Below are 20,467 nucleotides of genomic sequence, written 5' to 3'. Positions count from 1 at the left end.
TAATAAATCATAATGAATCCCATCTAAAAAGGAGATAAAAATGGAAAAAACCATGAGAGAATTTCAACGGGAACTAGAAGATAAAAGCTATGAAGAAGTAAAGAATAGGGATCAGAATATGTATGTGTCTCTATGCGCTATCGAACAGGTAGATCTTTATGCATATAGAGCCATTCACCAACAAGAGATGTCTGTGCTTAATAGAATGCGTCACCTGAAAGACCTCCATCCAAAAACAAAAGAAGAACTCCTTCATGTGGATGTCATGTTGTTTTATTATAACAAGCTTCATGGATTGCATCGAAAAATGTTTGACACCTATTTAGACTTATTAAAAGAAATAGGGAGTGCTGAGAACTATTATTTTAGAGCTTACAGAAAAGAAGACTGCTATACGGATATTTTTAAACTATATAAAGTGTTAAAAGATTTTTTTACCTATCAAGAAGCTGGACTTGATATTTGTCAGCATTTAAAAGGGAAAATGTATTTTAAACAAGATTATGATTATATGGGTTATCGGTACTATGGCACACTTTTTTCTATGCCTGAAGGGGATGAAGCACTGGAAATTATATCACGTATGATCTATGAAAATGAAAATCTAAAAAACTTTTCCCGTACCATGATATCGGGTATGTTAATGTCCAACAATACAAAAGCTCACGACATGGTGATGGATTTACTCAAGTCTGCCAGACAGTCAGAAGGGCTAAGGTCATCCATTGTTGAATCCATTGATCTGGGACATGTGAATACCTACGCAAGGTTTATCAAGTATATCTATGAAGAGAATCTTACACGTTTTTCTTCAGTTAAGAGGGCTTTTATGTGCTTTACAGGACTTGACTATCAAATAGAAGAAAAGAGGAACTTGGATGTTGTAGCAAAAGGTGTGTATGCATGTATCGTTAACAAAGAGACGGATAAATATCTACAATCAAAATCTGCCTTAGACATATATATAGGTCTATATGCAACGGCTTGCTTTAAATTTGAAGATGCTATGTGCTATATTTTAAAGCATTTTAAGGAAGCAAAAGACTATGAGAAAGCCGTCTATCTATTCTTCATCGAAAACTGCAAGCTGCAAGTTCCATCAGATCTAATCGTACATGCATTAACAGAAACGGCTAATGAAAACATAAAAGCGTTAGTGTTTTACCTTAACATAGATGTCACTTTTGCTAGTGATACACATAAAAAAGAATACATTGACGCTTATTGTGATTATTTAGATAGCACAAAAAAAATACCCCCAAAATATAGGATGTTTGCATATGAAAAAGAACGCCGAATCAATAAAAGCCACCACGCCATGGGTATCCTAACAAGTCTATGTGATGAGACAGATTATGGGTATGAAAGGGTATATAGACATTTTGAAAAATATCCATATCGGGTCAATCTTGTTTATACTTCTATTAAGCATCCCATGATGAGAGAAACCCTCATTAAGTTATTAGGCTCAAATAGTGCAAATATACGCGATTCCGCATTTGAGACCATAACAAAGTTAAACCTACAATTAACGCCTGATGAATACCAATTAATTGCCTCCTTCTTAAAAACCAAAAGAAGTGATGCAAGAAAGCATATAACATCGTTGTTTACCCAGGCAAATGAAGATATTATTATAGCCTGTTCCAAAACCTTGTTAAAGGATAAAAATCAAGAAAAACAAAGCGGGGCCATCAGTATATTGATGGATAATTATGATCGCATTAAACATCATGATGATTACGAAGAAGTGACCAAAATACTTAAGGTAAAAGACTTTGTAGAAAATCTTAGTGCAGATGTAGACAAATTGATAGGTGAAGAAATCATTGAAAAAGCTAAGGGAACAACAGCACATGATTTTTATGACAAAGCTTATGAGGTTGTATTAGAAGAATTAACCTATGACGAAAAACGTATTGAAAAATTAAAAATTAATAGCGCCAATAAAAAAAGATTAGCAGAGATCTATCATGATGTAAAAGACATTCATGAAAAGCATATAGGCGAAGAAATGACACTTATCGATGGTGATGGCAGTAAAAAAGTGATCAAATATGGCTATGCTCAGGGCTACTCCAACAGAGGGTTACTAAAAATGGATTACCAATGGGATACGCATCTTAAAAAACATGAAAATATTATGTTTAGAGATGAGGTCTTACAACTTTTAAATAAATATTCAAATGAAGAATTATTGCTTTTTCAATATTTTGCTTCCTTCGCTGATTATTATTATTATCAAAGCATGTATAATAAAAAGAAATTGGATAAAATACACGCTTATATAGACAAACACTATTATCCCAACATAAAACAAATAGTGACACAAGAAGAAGATACCTGTGCTCATTGGAGAAATCTAGATTTTGTTTTGGATGTACTTTTAGACTACAAAAAGGATGTATTAAAAGAAGATATTTGTTATGAATATCGGGACATATTTATTCATTATTGTGCATTTGTTTATAAAGATGAGAATGCCAAAGAAGGCAACCAAGAGACGGATTCTTTATTTACAAATCAAGATAATATGTTTTTAAGAACTACTTATTTACAAGAATTCGCCTTTTATAAAGAGCAGGGTAGAGATAGAGGATTTGCATTCAAAAATGATCAATATGCTTTTCACGTTTATATGAAAGTGAATAATGTTGGACGTCTACATATGCATTATGACTTATTGCTCCACTTTATAGATAAGGGATATCTCAAAAAGGACTACTTGTATCAATGTGCTTTAAACACGGAAGTTCTTAAAAACAATGGTTATGCTAAGTCATCCCTATCAAAAGACATATTCACGTTTATTGACCATAAAATTAAAAATAGAAAATCAAACCCTATCATTGATGAAATATATGATACGGTCGTACCCATTATGCTAGAAAAAGAACTTGATAGAACAGAACTTGATACAGAATATAGCCATGTGTTGAGTGCACTGAATGTATTTAAAGGCAGTCATATCTTTTTAAAAACTATTTTTAAGTTAGGTAAAGGTAAACTTCATCGAGGTTACTACTATGAAAATGGCGGTAAGAAGGTTCAGTTTTCTTCCATCATCAGTAAAGTTATACCACTGGAAACCGATAATCAGGAAGTATTTAATGGGCTGGTTAAAGCCTATGGAATCAGTAACGAAAAACTTCTGGAATGTACCATGTATAACCTAAGATTTGTAGATTTTACAGAAAGCTACCTGAATATGCCTGGGCTTAAAAAGGCAGCATATTATTTTAAAGCCCATATGAATGATATATTGAGTGATGAAGAAAAGAAGATTGTAAGAAGATACACAGACATTGATTTTACTGACCTTCAAAATGGACAAATGGACCTTAACTGGTTTAAAGAAAGTTATAAAGTGTTGGGTAAAGAGAAATTTAATCTGCTTTATGAAAGTGCAAAATATATTACCGATGGTGCAAAACATAAAAGAGCCCAGTATTTTGCTGATGCCGTATTGGGAAAACTTAAATTAAAAGACATAGAAAGCAGAATAAACGATAAGCGTCATCAAGACATGATTCTTGCTTACGGTCTATTACCACTTAGAGGGAATAAACATCATGCTTGCCTTAAGCGTTATAAGCGACTACAGTTATTCCTAAAAGAAAGTAAACAGTTTGGTGCTCAAAAAAGACAATCAGAAAAACTTAAAGTAGCCATTGCTATCAATAACCTTGCAAGGAACGATGGTTTTAATGACGTTAATCGATTCATATGGCATATGGAAACAGCATTAATCGATGAAGTGAGAGAGGTGTTTGAGCCCAAGCAAGTAGGTGAAATAGATGTTTACATTTCCATTGAGAATCCTCAGAAACCAGAAATTGTCGTGAGCAAGCAACATAAAAAGCTTAAGAGTATACCTGCATCCTACAAAAAGGATGCATATATTAAAATGCTTCGTGAGGTAAAAAAAGATTTAAAAGACCAATATGCACGTGCTAGAAATACATTAGAAGAAGCCATGATTAATGAAGATGTATTTACCAGTAGCGAGTTAAAAGCTTTGTACCAGCACCCCATTATTGGAAGCATTTTGCAGGAGCTTTTATTGACGTGCAGAGATCATATTGGGTTTTACACCATAGATGGGGTCCTTAAAACACTTAAAAAAGATATAGAGCTGGATGACCAGGATACACTTACTATCACCCACCCTATTCATCTTAAAGAAAACGGCAATTGGGTGCAGTGGCAACATTACATGTTGGAGAATGCCATAAAACAGCCATTTAAACAAGTGTTTAGGGAACTATATGTTATGACGGATGATGAATTAAAAAACGATGGATTTACGAATCGGTTTGCTGGCTATCAGATAGAAGGGAAAAAGATGCTTGGTATTATGAAATCAAGAGGTTGGATGATTAACGACTATGATGGCTTTGAAAAAGTGAATCATAAGAGCAATGTAAGAGTGGATATGTATTGTTATGCAGATTGGTTCATGCCTTCAGAAGTAGAAAGCCCTAGTCTGGAAAAAGTCATGTTTATGGATAATAAAACGGATAAAACCGTGGCTATGAGCAGCCTATCGCCAGTCTTGTTTTCAGAGACCATGCGAGATATTGACCTTGTCGTAAGTGTTGCTTATGTAGGAGGCGTTGATGTACTTCTTAACCATACCACCATGGAGATGCGAAAGAGAATACTTGAGCATAATTTAGCACTATTTCATGTAAATGATTATAGCTTTGATAAAAATCATATAAATATTGTTGGTACTTATGGGCATTATTCTGTTCACCTTGGCAGCGGCACGATACACATGCAAGGCAAAGGCATGCTACCTGTCTTTCCAGTTCATGCTCAACAGAGAGGTCATATTTTCTTACCATTTGTAGACGAAGACCCTAAGACAGCAGAGATTATTTCCAAAGTTTTAATGCTGGCAAGTGATGATAAGATTAAAGATCCAAGTGTTTTAATGCACTTGAGATAGGCTGTGGAATGAGGCGTAGCCTCTTTTGATTGTATAAGTTTGCATAAAGATATTTGACTTTTATATCACTCTGATATATTATAAATGTATCAGAGTGATATAGAAGGAGGAGAGAAATGAATATATTATTTATCAATGCAAATTTACACGGACATATTAACCCAACACTAGAGTTGGTTAAAAAACTTGCTGAACGAGGGAATCATATTCACTATTTTTGTTCAGATACATTTTCAGAGCAAGTAACAAAAGCTGGAGGAAACCATATTGGGTTCAGTAGTAAGTTGGATATGTTTTTCAAATCATACAAACCAACAGATCGGCATCCTTTTTTTATGTTGATGGAATATGTACTTCTATATGACGAAATCTTGCTCCCAGAAATATTAAGTCTTTTAGAGAAAAAATCATATGGGTTAATTATTTGTGACTCTATTTTTGGAGGGGCTTGTTTTCTAGAGCAAATCACGGAAATTCCCATCGTATGTTCTCACTCATCTTTTGCCATGAGTAAATCCCCTATGCCACACCACATGCTTGTAGCAGACTCACATCCTCAATTAGATCATTGTTACCAAATATTATATAGAATATGTCAAACACATGGTATGAACGAACCAACTTTAGAGCAAGTTTTTATAAGCAAAGGGGATTTAAATATTGTATATACAACACATAATTTCAATGGTGATCCTAAAGTGAATGCACCAGAGTATTTGTTTGCAGGACCATCTATGAATCGGTTACAAGATGGAGAACACATCGATTTTTCAGTAGTTGGTAACAGAACACCCATCTATATTTCTCTTGGAAGTCTCAATACCAAGTATTTGGCGTTCTATAAAACATGTATTTCTGCATTACGTGATACAGATTATTATGTGTTCATGTCCATAGGAAAGAAGTGTGATGCTTCACAATTAGGTGATATGCCACTTAATTTCTGTGTAAAAGACTTCTTGCCACAACTTAACATATTAAAGCATTCAAAAGCATTTATAACCCATGCAGGATTTAATAGCGTCAATGAAGCATTATATTATGGCGTTCCTATGCTGGCTCTACCTTTAGTAAATGATCAACATATGGTAGCGAAGCGTATCACATCCATGCAATTAGGTATAACAGGCAATATGAAAGAAGTATCTTCTGATCAGTTGAGAGACACATTGAAGACACTTCTTACCGATAAAGTCATTAATCAAAATGTTATGCGTATATCTCAGGAAATGCAAAATGGTCATAATCATGATATAATAGCAGAAAAGATTGAAGCATATGCTGAAAGAAAGAAGGCAAGTACATGTCCGTAAAAAATAAATCAATATATGCAATATTAGGCATTCTAAACATATTACCAAGCAGTGGTTATGACATTAAAAAATATTGTGATAATGTTCTATCAGGCTTTTGGAATGAAAATTTTGGTCACATCTATCCCACATTAAAAAAAATGTTAGCAGATGGGACCATTGAAATAATGTCTAAAGGAAAGAATGAGAAAAAAATACAATATAAAATAACATCAAGAGGAGAGCAAGCGTTAGACCATTGGTTTTTAGAAGAAACAAAGCTACAACCCGTACGATCTGAATTCATGCTCAAGCTTTTTTTTTCCAGTCATCAACCTAAAGAAAAAGTTCTCCAAATGATAGAGAAGTATAAAAAAGTGCATCAGGACAAGTTAGAGAAATATCGTGTCATGGAGATGGATCTGGAAAAGGGTATTGAAGACATATCCAGTGAACGTGCGAAATATATTAAAGCCACATTAAGGAGCGGCATCTTGTCACATGAAGCAACAATACGCTGGTGTAACGAGACAATAGAAGAAATATGTTAAAAAATAAGCCACGCCATACAAAACGTGGCTTACTCCATAAGGGTTAAATTGAACCAAATGGATATTTAGAATCCTTAGGATTGAGCTATTGTTATTTGATAAAACTCATTTTATTCGGTGCTAAAGGAATACCGATAGATAAACCGTCTTCTGTAAAATATAAATCCACTTTGCCATTATGAGCATAAACAAATTTAGAAAAATAAAGTTGGTAAGAGGGTAATTCTTCGGCATACACTTTTTGTAATGCTTTTAAAAGCCCATGTCTTTCTTCTGTATTAACAGCTGAAAGTTGTTGTTTTAAAAGATTATTCAGTTCTACTGACTGATCATATTGATCACTTGTAGCAGATTTACCAAGAATATCTCTATTTAAGAAAATAGGGTCACCAATAGCTGCACTTTCAACAACGGATATATCAAAATCTCGGCTTATAAGCATTTGGTCCGCTATTTGAATATCTTGATAAACAGCTTCTGCTTTGATACCTGCATGCCGTAATTGTTCTACAATGATATCCACATCGCGTCTAACGCGTTCGTGACCTAGAACTTTCAATCCCAGTATCTTTCCATCTTTTTTATAATAGTCTCCTTCTTTTATGTAGCCCAATTGTTTAAGTATTTGTGCTCCTTTTTCAAGATCAAAAGTGTATTGCTGTACACCTTCCTCAAAATAGCTGCTTTTACTGGGGAATATACCTGCATTGCCTTTAAAGGCATGACCTCTGTGAGCAATATCAATAATATTATCTCGGTTAATGAAATAGGCGATGGCATGCCGGAATTCTTTTTGATTAAAGGGGGCTTTATCATGATTAAAAGCCAGTTTTTTAAAGGTAGCTATATCACGAATAATTGTAATATCTTTATCCTTAAATAACTGCTCAGCATCACCATTTGTAAAAATCGCATCAACTTTACCTTGCAGTAAAGCTTGTGGCTGCATTTGAGGATTCATATGAAAATATTGAAGCTTTTCTACAATGGGGCAGCCTTGATAATAATCTTTAAATGCCTCATAGACATATTCACCTTTTTCACCATTATAAGCTACTAACTTGAAAGGACCGCTACCAATTGTAGCTAATTCAGACAAGTCATGACGTGGATCATCGATATTCTTGTAAATATGTTCAGGTAATATAGGCATACTCCCTGCAATATTACCATAGAAGGGTGCCCATTTTTCTTTTAGCTTAAAGGTAACTTGATGTTCAGAGTTAGAGACAACCCTATCAATGGGTTTAATATTCATCCAAGGAATAGGATGCTCTTTCATATATTCAACAGTAAAAACAATGTCATTTGCTGTGATGGGTGTACCATCATGCCACGTAGCACTATCCTGTAAGTCAAACGTATAGGTATTTTCTTTTTCATTATATGCCCATTTCTTAGCTAAAGCAGGAATAAAGTCACCTTCTTCATTCTTCCATATAAGGGTATCAAAGATGTAGTTCATACGCATAAATCCAGGTCCTCTAGGGATTAATCCATAAGGTGTAGGGTATCCCCAATCACCCGTTCCATCGGGGATAACATATGTTTCTATCAGGTTATTTTCCATGCTCTGGACAGTCCCTTTACCAACTTTTTTACCACATCCTTCTGTTATCAGCATCATGACCAATAATGCAAATAATAAAGTTAAATGTAATACTTTTTTATGCATTTTATAATCCTCCTTGTTATATCACACCTACTAAAAATAGGGTGAAAAATGAATATGAAAATCTTCCTAAAAAGATAATCTTAAAATATTTGGGGAGCTGCTTGGATAAGATTTTTTGTATAAGGATGGTTGGGCGTATGCGTAATGATAGCAGAATGACCACTTTCTATGATTTCCCCATCTTTTAATACGAGCATCTTATCACTTATTTTTCGTGCTAAAGCAATATTATGGGTGATAAAAAGTAATGTAAGACCTCGCTTCTCTTGAAGTTCCATAAATAATTTCATAATTTTTGCTTGTACACTGACATCTAAGGCTGAAGTCGCTTCATCAGCAATTAATAATTTTGGCTGTAGAATCAAAGCTCTTGCTATGGCAACTCTTTGACTTTCGCCTCCACTTAGCTCATAAGGAACACGTCTAAGAAAACGTTCATCTGTAGGTAAATGCACTTCTTCTAAAGCATCCAGCACTTTTTCTCTCTTTTGCTCCTTAGTTCCCATATGAAAGATGTCTAAAGGTTCCTTTACAGCTCGCAACGTATCAAAGTGTCGATTAATGGATGCCAGGGGGTTTTGATAAATGATTTGAACCTGTTTATAAAAAGCCTTATGGTGGCGAACCTCTTTTCCGCAATAAAATAACTTGCCGCTATTCATTTCTTCCAAACCCATGATGCACTTGGCAAGAGTTGTTTTTCCACTGCCGCTTTCACCAACAACGGCTAATGATTCACCTTCGTATACGTTAAAATTAAGCGCTTTTAATACGGTAGTCTTTTGATATTTTTTTGTGATGTTTTCACCTCTAAGTAGAGACATAATACCACCTCGATGACAGGCAATCATACGCCCTTGAATGTCTCTCAATTTAGGTATTTCCTTAGAACAAAGGGTTTGTTTTTGAGTGCATCTGTTAGCAAAGGGACATCCATTTTGTGATGGTTGTATATGCCCCCGTATACCTTGTAAATCTTTTGTGGTGGACATATTGGGATATGCTCGTAATAGACCTCTTGTATAAGGATGTTTTGGTATAGTTAGAATTTTGCTGGCTGCACCTTGTTCCACAACATGACCCCCATATAAAACCACAACGTCTTCTGCTAAACTTCGAGAAACAGAAAAATCATGGGTGATTAAAATTACGGTTTTATCAGCTGCTACTTTTTTGATAAGCTGAATCATGTCTTGCTTTGTTAAGGGGTCTAGGGCAGAAGTAGGTTCATCTAATATGAGGACTTCTGGGTCATTAGCAAGGGCCATTGCCAATAGCACTTTTTGAATCTGGCCACCACTTAATTGGGCTGGATAAGTAAGATGATAGCTTTCACTTATACCTACCTGTAAGAGCAACGCTATTGAACGTTGAATGGCCTCTTTGATAGAACAATAACCATGGCTAATCATAGATTCTTTAACTTGTTCCAGTATGTTGACTGTTGGGTTTAGAAGATCACCTGTATTTTGAAAAACGATGCTTGTTGTATTCCAGCGATACTCTTTCATCTTTTCTTTGGAATACTCTAAAATATTTTGACCATTGACAATGATGTTGCCACTTATTTGTCCTTTGCTTAATCCCATTAACCCAAGCCCAAGACTTGTCTTTCCAGTACCTGATTCACCGATGATAGCTGTAATGCTGTTTTTTTTAAATCTTAAATTAATGCCCTGTATGATGTTGTCATCCCCATAGGCAATATTGACGTCTTTTATGTGTATCACGATATATCTTCCTCCAAGTCAATGCTTTTACGATTTTCTACCGAATAACCCATATAGGATAATGCAAGTAAAAATAAAGAAAGCGTTATGCCTACAGGTAACAACCACCATTTCCAAACCTCTAAATAAGTAAAGGACATGGCATTGCTCATTATTTTTCCAAAGCTAACGACTTCAGGTGCTACTAATCCCAAATAAGAAAAGCTGGCTTCCATAAAAACAGCCATCCTAACATTGCGAATAAAAATAGATAATAGAAGGGGGGAGATGTTAGGAATAATGTGTTTTCTTAAGAGATACATGTTGTTAGCACCAAAGGTTCTAGCTGTTGTTACGGGCAAATCTTTACTACAGATGAGTGCTTGAGAACGCAAAACTTTTAGTGGACCCTGCCAATTTAACATACTGATGATGACAATCAAGGTGATGAGGTTAGGACGTATATAAGAGGCAACTAGTAAGCAGATGATAAATTCTGGAAGTGCTAAAAATATATCACAGATCCTTAAAATGAACCGATCCAAAAGTCCACCTGTTAGGGCTGATAAAATACCTAAAAAGCCTGAAATAGATGTTGCAATTACCCCAACAGACAAGCTAATGAACATAGAAGTCCGTAATCCAAACAGAAGTCTGGAAAAAATATCTTGTCCCATATCGTTTGTTCCTAGGAGATGAATCAATGAAGGTTTAAGAAACACTTCTTTTGTAGAACAAGAGGGTGAGGGTAAGTTCATAAAAGGTACAATCATCACCACCAGTGAAAATAATACCAATAGACAAGTCCCCATTAACATACACTTATCTTTCAAAATTATCTTGATAGCTATCTTTTTTGTCATATCCATACGGAACTTCCTATCCTCTCATACGGGATAAACAAAAGGAAAGGGTCATAATTTCATAACACAATTCATGCTTATCCGTGGGTTAAAATTGTTTACGACTATATGTAAATTGAATGGATTCTGCTAGTCCATTCATCAGAAGCACCATAAATGCTACTATGAGAAAAACACCTTGTAAAACGGGATAATCTCTGGCTTTTACAGCCTCAAAAATGAGACTTCCAAGTCCAGGATAGGCAAAAACAACTTCAATTAGCAGTACCCCCACAAACATTCTTCCCATCATGATTGCAGACAGGGTTAATAGTGTTATAAAGCAGTTCTTGCCTAAATAACGATGTTTAATCAGTCTATCCTTTAATCCTTTTGCCACAGCGGTACCCATAAATGTTCTTTTACTTATGGATATGGCGGTACTTCTTGTTAATAAATACATGTTTGATACTTCGGAAATAACAAGGGTTATAACAGGGAGAACCATATGTACCATTATATCTTTTACTCGAGTCAGACCTGTAAAGGTTGAACAAGGTGTTTCACATCCTCCCATAGGCAGCCAGCCAAGATAGATACTAAAAAACAATAATAAAAGCATACCTAAAAAAAATTGTGGAAATCCACTTATAAACATCATGGCACTTAACAGAATCTTATCCATGGGCTTGCCATGATGATAGCTGCTTTCTATGCCAGTGACATAACCTATGCCTATAGATATCAGCATGCTAGTAACGATTAAAGCCAGTGTCCAAGGTAAATGTAAACGTAAGAGGTCTATTACTTTTTTCTTATAGAAGTAAGAATAACCAAAATCAAATTGAACAATTGACTTGAGATAACGAACGAGTTGTATGGTAATGGGCTTGTCTAATTGAAATTCTTCAAGTAATTGCTGATGCATTTCCGGTGTCATGTCATAGACTACTTGTTCTCCAGCCAGAGCTGTTACAGGGTCACCTGGCAGTAATCTTGGTAGCATAAAGTTTAATAAAACAAGACATACAAAGGCTATACAATAATCCTTGAAAGTTTTAAACTGTTTTTTCACTTCAAAAACTCCTTCAAATGTGCTAACCAATCATAAAAAAACCACCCTGTTAAAGGTGGTTAAGCATTGACAAATTTAATCATATATACAATGCAAATAGAATCTTTTCATCATATCATTTAAATTTGAACAACAAAACTTCCCACCGAAGTCTTCATTCTGAAAAAAGGCAGGTCTCCTGACTTGCAGCTTAACTTACTCTCAAACCTTCCCAGTAGATACCAGTGGTTTATATGATTTCATAACTGCTTACAGTAGCGGGGGCTGTAACGGACTTTCACCGTTTTCCCTATTATCTCTTGTTGAGCACCTTATTTTCTTTTTTTCATGGATATGTATTTAACTAACATCAAGACATATGATATCATGCTTGCAATATGCATGTAGTATGCTTATTATTAACACTGTTGCTTTGTCATCTAAGCGAATCAGCAAATATCAAAATACATTCTTGTAGATTATAATATATTCTATTAAAAAAAACTGTAGCTATAGACACACATTTGGTAAAAATTATGGATTTTATATGCATAGTACTAGACATAAGGTTTTATCATAATCCGTAAAGGAATATAAACATGAAGGACTTTAGAACATGGCAAAACCATGTATAGGGATTTCAGTATCATTCTAGAGTAATCATGATAAGTGTCATCAGTCTTGTTGTAAGGGCATTTGTTTCATGAATGCACTAGGGGATAAGCTGGTGAACTTTTTGAACACTCGACTGAAATAATAGGGATTGGGATAGCCGAGAACCTCACTCATCTGTGAGATGTTCATGGACCCGTCTTCCATATATGCAATAGCTTTTTGAATCTTTAAGCTGTTAAAATGATGATTAATGGTTGTGCCGGTTTGGGCTTTATAGCACTTCCCGATATAGCTATAATCCATGTTTATTTTAGCAGCTATTTTATGTGCATCAAATGTGCTGTGAAGTTGGAGCATCAGAAGTTCATTGACTTTCTTAACAAGCATCTCACTACCCGAATGATGATGGGGTGGGTTAGCAAGAATAGTGTAGAAAATGCTCGTAAGTTCAGCAGCTAAATGGGGTATTTTATAGGGGTTAGAGGCATGATACAGATGATACATGGACTCTAGTTTCTGAAATAGATGTTGCTGATTGCTCATGGTTGTTAGTTGAGGCAATGCATAACATGGGATGTCTGGGCAGGATTCTTGAACGGTTTTACCTAAGGTATCATAGGAGAAAGACACCCAGAACCATGTTGTGCCTATAGGCATATAGGTTTGACTATAATGATGTTTACCTGATTGCCTAAAGAAAACTTGTCCTTCTTTTGCAGCATAGTGTCGGTCTTCTTCACTCACATAAAATGTACCCTTAAGAACAAAAATCAGATAGTTGATATGTGCAATCTGGTTCACATGAATTCTTGGTTTTTTTAACGTTATTTTCCCTACTGCTGACACGTTAGGGAGTTGATTAGCATAAAACTTAATAGCTGACGACATAATGGTCATGGCTCCTTCTTGAATGATGGATGAATCGTAATGTTATCAGTATACATGATAAAGACGAAAAAAGATATGAATTTAGGTGAATGACATGTTATGAAAAGATGATAAGGTGTATAATCATCACTAATAAGCTAGTCATTAAGAATGGATATAGAGGAGATAAGAATGAATGATGTTAAAAAGAAGCATGTCATATTAATTGTTACAGACGATCAAGGGTATGGGGATATTGGCGCTCATGGCAATCCATGGTTGAAGACCCCTAATCTGGATAAGCTCCATGACACATCCATTTCCTTGGAAAGTTTTCATACCGATCCTCTATGTGCACCAACCAGAGCTGCATTAATGTCAGGAAGATATTCTTTTGGAGCGGGCGTTTATTCAACACTCAACGGTCGTTTTTATATGAAACCTGACCTGTATACCATGGCAGATTACTTTAAAGCAGGTGGCTATAGGACGGGTATGTTTGGTAAATGGCATTTAGGGGATACCTATCCCTATCACCCACACCAACGTGGTTTTGATGTGGCTCACTCATTTGGCGGTGGTGTTATTGGTGAAATACCGGATTATTGGAACAACGATTATTATGATGATACTTATTTAGTCAATGGTGTACCCACAAAATTTCAAGGTTACTGTACCGACAATTGGTTTAGCTCTGCCATGACTTTTATGGATGATGCTATTCATGCAGATCAACCATTTTTTTGCTATATACCAACCAATGCTCCTCACGGGCCATTTAATGTTGATCCAGCATATTATGATAAGTATATACAGGCTGGTGTACCTGAAAAAAGAGCAAAATTCTTTGGAATGATTGAATCCATTGATGAGAATATAGGTCGATTGGTGGCATATCTAAAAGAACGAAAAGTCTATGATAACACCATTATCACATTCTTTGGCGATAATGGCACAGCCACAGGATGCAGTATTGATCAAGAAGGGCATCTCTTAGATGGTTATAACGCAAACATGCGTGGGAAAAAAGGTTCAACTTATGAAGGGGCTCATAGAAATGCGTGTTTTATAACTACGCCGGGCAATGTTCTTGGAAAATCGCGACAAGTCTATGGCTTAACAACGCATTTTGACTTATTAACCACGTATATTGACTTATGTCACTTACCTAAGCTGGATGCATATGACCAGTTAGATGGTATCAGTATGTATGGGGCATTATCCAGAGGTGAAACCCATCTTAATCAAGGACGTACGTTAGTTATTCATAATATGCAGCGGGATATGCCTCAAAAGTATAAAGACTATACGGTATTACGCGATACAACAAGACTTGTTAGACCATTAACCCTTGAAAGTAATCCTTTTGCTACAGGAAATTTTGGTTCACCTGCAACCATAGAACCGGAAATCTATGATATTGAAAAAGACCCTTCTGAAAGGTATGATATTTATAAAGATAACGTAATATTAGCTAACGAACTCACCTTGTATTATGAAGATTGGTATGATGCAAGGGTGGATGATGCTATGATATACAGCCCCATGTACATTAGGAAAGAAGAAGAGACAAAGTTAACATGTCACGGGTGGCACGATTGCGTCGCCATGTGCTTTTCACAACGCCATACACGAGAAGGTATTGATGGTACAGGTTTTTGGGCCATACGTGTTGTGGATTCTGGAGAATATGCCATTGAACTCCGACGTTGGCCGAGAGAATCTCAATTATCAATCTGTGCATCATGTAAGGGAGAAAGTGGAACGGATAGGAAAGAGGATAAGCCAGAAGGCAGAGCTTATAAGGTGGTTAAAGCACTTGTTGATGTCTGTGGACAGCGTCAGGAACGTGATGTTTCATTGGAAGATAAAAGCGTTGTATTTATCATGCATCTTGAGAAAGGTGATTATAACATGCGAACGCGATTTATTAATGAAGACTTAACCTACATAGGGGCCTACTATGTGTATATAAGAAAGCAATAAAATTAGTTGATTACTCTAGGCGTATGCTCATTCAAACAGGAAGTGTGTTGCCCTTTCTAAAATCTTTGGGGGTAACGCCTGTTTCTTTTTTGAATACCTTTGTAAAATAATTATAGTCATAGATCCCCACCAAGTCTGCAATTTCGTATATTGGAAGATCCGTATCCATAAGGTATTCTTTGGCTCTTTGCAAACGAATCTGTGTAATATGTTTAGCAATACCCATACCATAACTTTGATTAGCAATGTCATAAAGCTTTGTTTTACCGATTTGAAACTGATTGCAGATAAGGGGCACAGACAAGTCGTTCCTAAGATTTTCTCCAATAAAAACATCGATTTTTTGTGGGAGAGAGTCTTTTTTTAGTACCAATTTATGGCTGGAGTAGAGATAGCTGGCACAGATTTTCATCATATGAGCGGAAGAATTAATCACATTTTGATGCACATTTCTTTTGTTGTCAAAGGCAATTTTTAAAGCCGTGAGATCCACATCATGCGCCTTCATGGACTCTGAGATTTCATGCCATAATGCATGTCTATCCTTAGTGGTCAATACTTGACCTAACATGATATATCCAATAATGGTTTGGTCTGCAAAGATGGGTACGATAGCCTCTGTTAAACCAGCGTGACAGGCATAAATATGGAGAGACTTCTGTTGTTTGCATTGAATGAATGCGTTGTAGTCACATAGCGTACATTTCTTATGCATGGCAACGTCGTTACGAATGATACGACAATAAGTGGATAAACGATCAGGATAAGAAGCAATTTCGTGAAAACCATCATCAAAGATGGCAATACGCATTTTTGTGAGGTTGTAATAATCCACCAACAGGTTTTTGAGATCGTTAATATTGAATAATAGATTCATACCATCACCACTCCGGACAAAATTACTATTATTAGAACAAACTTATCTATAAGTATACAGGGATTTGTTGTATTGTCAATAGTATAGAGATGCACTATTGAGAAAAAGAGAGCGAGGATAGATAGGATGACAGTTGCTGGTATCGACATTGGAACAACAGGTTGTAAATGTACCATTTACAATGATAAAGGTCAGTTAATAAGTGAATCATATGAAGCGTATAAGTCAGACATATCCCCTGAAATGCATAAAATAAGCCCATCTGTTGTATGGGAAAAGGTTCAGGAGGTGATAGGTGATGCTGTTAAGCATGTAACCGATTTAAAAGGAATTGGTGTAACATCTTTTGGTGAAGCGGCAGTTCTATTGGACATAAATCATGAGCCCGTATGGGATTCACTGTTGTTTTCCGATCCAAATGGAAGAGAAGAATGCCAACATCTTATCCATCATTTTGGAACAGAGTATCTGAACAAAATTACAGGTTTATGTCCAGATATCATGTACACCATCGTTAAACTCATGTGGCTTAAAAACAATCAACCCAAGGTCTTTGAAAAATGTAAGAGAATCTGTCTTTTTGAAGATTACATTGTCTATAAGTTAAGCGGCATTTTTCAGATTGATCATTCTCTGGCAGCAAGAACGATGGCCTTTAATGTACATACTTTGATGTGGGATGAGGCTATCTTATCGTTTGCAGGTATTGACAAGTCAATGTTACCTAAGGTTGTTCCTATTGGTACAACTGCTGGACCCATTAAGACACCATTGGCAAAGGCGTTAGGCATTAATGAAAAAACGCTTATCGTGTCAGGGTGTCATGACCAAATTGCCGCGGCTATTGGAACAGGTGTCTACAAAGAAGGCATGGTTGTTGATGGTACAGGTACGGTTGAATGCATGACCAGTATTTATCATAACCGTGATGTGGATGAAAGGTTATTACACAGAGGGAACTTTGCAAGAATGCCTTTCCTTCATGATTTACATGTCACGTATGCGTTTTCGTTTACAGGTGGCGCATTGTTGAAGTGGTACAGAGAAAAAATAGGTGCCCTAGAAGCCAAAGCAAACAAAAAAGAGGATCAAAGTGACTATGATTACTTTAATGCACAAGTGGATAATACCAAACCAACAGGTCTCTTGATTTTACCTTATTTTGCAGGTGCAGGTACGCCTTATATGGATATGGAAGCAAAAGGTACTATCCTAGGGTTAACCCTGGATACAACAAAAGAGGATCTTTACAAAGGTCTAATGGAAGGTGTGACATATGAAATGCGGCTGAATTTGGAACGGCTATCCCAGGCGGGAGTACACGTTGATTGTATTAGAGCTACAGGTGGTGGCGCAACGTCAGAAATCTGGCTTCAGATGAAAGCAGATATCTTAAAAAAACCAGTCACATCGTTAGGTGCAGCTCAATCAGGCACCTTAGGCTGTGTCATGTTGGCTGGGATTGCATGTGGGATGTTTAACTCCATAGAAGAAGCGGAATCAATCTTTGTCACATTGCATAAAACATATTACCCCAATGAAGGAATGAGTGCTCTATATGATGATTTATATGAAAAGTACAAAAAGATATACCCAGCAATCAAAAACATATAGAAGTAAATAATACATGTCAACAGTTAAGGAGGACAACAATGAAGACGACATTCGCATTATTTTTTGGAAACAGGGGCTTTATGCCTGAAGAACTAATTCTTGATGCAAGACGGGAAGTGGCTGAAGCGGTATCAAAAGCAGGTTGCAACTATTTGATGATAGATGAAAGTGCAACCCAATATGGTGCCGTAGAAACAAGGGATGAAGGCAGAATCTATGCCAAATGGTTGGAAGAACACAAAGGAGAATTTGACGGGGTCATCCTGTCTATGCCTATATTTATTGATGAAAATGGTGCCATTACAGCCCTTGAACAGACAGGTGTACCTATCTTAATGCAAGCCTATCCAGATGAAATTGGCAAAATGGGCTTTTCAACCCGTCGAGATGCTTATTGTGGAAAATTTAGTGTAACAGATGTGTTTGAACAATATCAAGTACCCTATACCTTACTGGGGTCACATGTGGTACATCCCTCATCCGATGCGTTTAACCAGACCTTAAAAGATTTCGCGGCAATCTGCCGGGTTGTAAAAGGTATGCGTCATTTCAATGTTGGTTGTATTGGTGCAAGGACAACAGCCTTTAAAACGGTCAGATATGATGAAGTAACCGTTCAACGATATGGTATCACCATTGAATCCTTTGATTTGTCAGACCTGATTCATAAAGTTCAGCATATGAACAGCAATCTTGATAAAGTCGTACACAAGAAAGAAGTCCTTCAACAGTATTCCGACTTTTCACGTGTACCTGCTCACCAAATGGATAATCTGGCAAAAGTGGCAGTTGTAATCGATGACTATATTGAAACCTATCAATTGGATGCCATCACACTACGATGCTGGATCGAAATGCAGCAGATCTTGCACGTAAGCCCATGTGTTATCCTTGGGGAACTGAATGATCGAGGTATTGCGGCTTCCTGCGAGATGGACTTATGTTCTGCCATCACCATGAGAGCCATGTATTTAGCCTCAGAGCAAGCCACAGCTTGTCTGGATTGGAACAATAATTATGGTGATGAGGTTGACAAGGTTGTACTTTTCCATTGTGGACCTGTTCCAACATCATTAATGACCACTAAGGGGTGTATAACGGATCACAAAATGATTGCCAAGACTGCTCCAGATACAGGGTGGGGAACAAATGAGGGTCGCATTCGCTCCTTTCCAATGACGTATTCCAATTGTAAGACAGAGGACGGTAAGCTGTATATGTATGTAAGCGAAGGTGAATTCACAGAAGATGTCATTGAAGACGGTTTCTTCGGATGCGGTGGCGTAGCACATATTGAAGCATTGGAAAGTAAGCTCAGAAAATTAGCAAGAAATGGATTTAAACATCATACAACAGTTGGTGTAGGTAAAATGAAACATATACTTGAAGAAGCATTTAAACATTATCTTAAATATGACGTCATAGACATTGATTCCTAGAAGGTGTTTGGCGGCTAAAAACAATCTATCAAATAAAGTGACAGGAATGGAGGAAATAAAATGTTAGTGACCATGAAAGAAATACTGGATATAGCAGAGGAACGTCATAGTGCTGTAGGGGCATTTAATAGTCCTAATCTAGAGATTATCATGGCTGTTATTGCAGCGGCAGAAAAAAACAAACAGCCTGTTATGTTAACCCATGCTGAAGTACACGAAAGTGTCATGCCCATACACATCATCGGTCCCATTATGCTTCATATTGCAAAACAAGCCAAAGTACCTGTATGTGTCCATTTAGATCATGGTGATACCCTTACGTATATTGAAAAAGCACTAGAAATTGGCTTCACGTCCATTATGTATGATGGGTCATTATTATCCTATAAAGAGAATGTAGTACATACGAAAAAGGCTGTTGCTTTAGCGAGAAAATACGGTGCCAGTATTGAAGCCGAGATGGGTATATTAGGTGGAAGAGAATCAGGAAGTACACCCACAGAACGACCCATAGAAGATATGTATACAGATCCCCATGATGCTGCAAGGTTTGTTAAGGAAACTGGTATCGATGCTCTAGCAGCATCATTTGGAACAGCTCATGGCTTTTACACCACAACGCCTAAGTTGGATTTTGAGCGAATTAAGAAAATAAAAGAGTTAGTCCACATTCCTTTGGTGATGCATGGTGGGTCAGGGGTTAGCCCAGCAGATTATAAGACAGCCATTTCACTTGGTATACGTAAAATTAATTATTATTCCTATATGGCACGTGCAGGTGTTGAAGCCATAAAAACATTGCTTGCGAAGGAGGATGTACAATTTTTCCCAGACCTTGCCCTAGCCGCAACGAAGAAAATGGAGGAAGATGTCAGCAGAGCAATGCAAGTATTTGGAAACAAGTCAATATAGGCGTATTCACATTGTAAATGATTATTGAGGTTGGAAAAGTGACTCAACTTTTTCTCCTGCCCTATATTTACATAAAACTT

The 20,467-nt window shown here is 36.5% G+C and carries 13 protein-coding genes and 1 riboswitch; of the genes, 7 read left to right on the top strand and 6 right to left on the bottom strand.

The window, feature by feature from the left end:
- Positions 1–40: 40 nt before the first annotated feature.
- The 3 genes from HZI73_RS24875 to HZI73_RS24865 all read left to right on the top strand — a co-directional run bounded on the left by HZI73_RS24875 (position 41) and on the right by HZI73_RS24865 (position 6,797).
- The gene (locus HZI73_RS24875; protein WP_212696031.1) at positions 41–4,954 is read left to right on the top strand and encodes a DUF4132 domain-containing protein; all 4,914 of its coding nucleotides are present in this window, start codon (positions 41–43) and stop codon (positions 4,952–4,954) included.
- 116 nt (positions 4,955–5,070) lie between these two features.
- Entirely contained in the window at positions 5,071–6,267 is a 1,197-nt protein-coding gene (locus HZI73_RS24870; RefSeq protein WP_212696030.1) for a macrolide family glycosyltransferase, read from the top strand.
- Complete coding sequence (locus HZI73_RS24865; protein ID WP_212696029.1) at positions 6,258–6,797, top strand: PadR family transcriptional regulator; 540 nt, start codon at positions 6,258–6,260, stop codon at positions 6,795–6,797. Before HZI73_RS24870 ends, HZI73_RS24865 begins: the two co-directional genes overlap by 10 nt.
- Positions 6,798–6,888: 91 nt before the next feature.
- Here the strand turns inward: HZI73_RS24865 and HZI73_RS24860 are convergent, their stop codons facing one another.
- From HZI73_RS24860 to HZI73_RS24840, 5 genes are all read right to left on the bottom strand, one after another.
- Complete coding sequence (locus HZI73_RS24860) at positions 6,889–8,472, bottom strand: ABC transporter substrate-binding protein (RefSeq protein ID WP_212696028.1); 1,584 nt, start codon at positions 8,470–8,472, stop codon at positions 6,889–6,891.
- Positions 8,473–8,552: 80 nt separating this feature from the next.
- Positions 8,553–10,202: an ABC transporter ATP-binding protein gene (locus HZI73_RS24855; RefSeq protein ID WP_212696027.1), complete on the bottom strand. Its 1,650-nt coding sequence runs from the start codon at positions 10,200–10,202 to the stop codon at positions 8,553–8,555.
- Entirely contained in the window at positions 10,199–11,050 is an 852-nt protein-coding gene (locus HZI73_RS24850; RefSeq protein ID WP_212696026.1) for an ABC transporter permease, read from the bottom strand. The genes HZI73_RS24855 and HZI73_RS24850 overlap by 4 nt, the downstream gene beginning before the upstream one ends.
- An 82-nt stretch (positions 11,051–11,132) precedes the next feature.
- Positions 11,133–12,098 carry an ABC transporter permease gene (locus HZI73_RS24845; RefSeq protein WP_212696025.1) on the bottom strand — a complete coding sequence of 322 codons (966 nt, stop codon included), beginning with the start codon at positions 12,096–12,098 and terminating at the stop codon, positions 11,133–11,135.
- A 151-nt stretch (positions 12,099–12,249) separates the two neighbouring features.
- Positions 12,250–12,427: riboswitch (cobalamin riboswitch) on the bottom strand.
- A 325-nt stretch (positions 12,428–12,752) separates the two neighbouring features.
- Positions 12,753–13,580, bottom strand: coding sequence for a helix-turn-helix domain-containing protein (locus tag HZI73_RS24840; RefSeq protein ID WP_212696024.1), 828 nt, complete (start codon positions 13,578–13,580; stop codon positions 12,753–12,755).
- Between the two features lie 171 nt (positions 13,581–13,751).
- On the opposite strand from HZI73_RS24840, the gene HZI73_RS24835 reads away from it, so the two are divergent.
- Complete coding sequence (locus tag HZI73_RS24835) at positions 13,752–15,545, top strand: arylsulfatase (protein WP_212696023.1); 1,794 nt, start codon at positions 13,752–13,754, stop codon at positions 15,543–15,545.
- A gap of 31 nt (positions 15,546–15,576) precedes the next feature.
- Here the strand turns inward: HZI73_RS24835 and HZI73_RS24830 are convergent, their stop codons facing one another.
- Positions 15,577–16,422, bottom strand: coding sequence for a PocR ligand-binding domain-containing protein (locus tag HZI73_RS24830; RefSeq protein ID WP_212696022.1), 846 nt, complete (start codon positions 16,420–16,422; stop codon positions 15,577–15,579).
- Between the two features lie 126 nt (positions 16,423–16,548).
- On the opposite strand from HZI73_RS24830, the gene HZI73_RS24825 reads away from it, so the two are divergent.
- The 3 genes from HZI73_RS24825 to HZI73_RS24815 are packed head-to-tail and all read left to right on the top strand — an operon-like array spanning position 16,549 to position 20,387.
- Entirely contained in the window at positions 16,549–18,036 is a 1,488-nt protein-coding gene (locus HZI73_RS24825) for an FGGY-family carbohydrate kinase (protein ID WP_212696021.1), read from the top strand.
- Positions 18,037–18,074: 38 nt separating this feature from the next.
- Positions 18,075–19,475 (top strand): L-fucose/L-arabinose isomerase family protein, encoded by a 1,401-nt coding sequence (locus HZI73_RS24820; protein WP_212696020.1) that lies wholly within the window; start codon positions 18,075–18,077, stop codon positions 19,473–19,475.
- A gap of 60 nt (positions 19,476–19,535) precedes the next feature.
- On the top strand, positions 19,536–20,387 hold the full coding sequence (locus HZI73_RS24815) for a class II fructose-bisphosphate aldolase (RefSeq protein ID WP_212696019.1): 852 nt from the start codon (positions 19,536–19,538) through the stop codon (positions 20,385–20,387).
- Positions 20,388–20,467 lie beyond the last annotated feature (80 nt).

It is taken from the genome of Vallitalea pronyensis (assembly GCF_018141445.1).
In the GTDB taxonomy this organism is placed as follows: Bacteria; Bacillota; Clostridia; order Lachnospirales; family Vallitaleaceae; genus Vallitalea; species Vallitalea pronyensis.
Note: the sequence above shows the minus strand (reverse complement) of the source record. Positions and strands in the feature narration are given on the sequence as shown.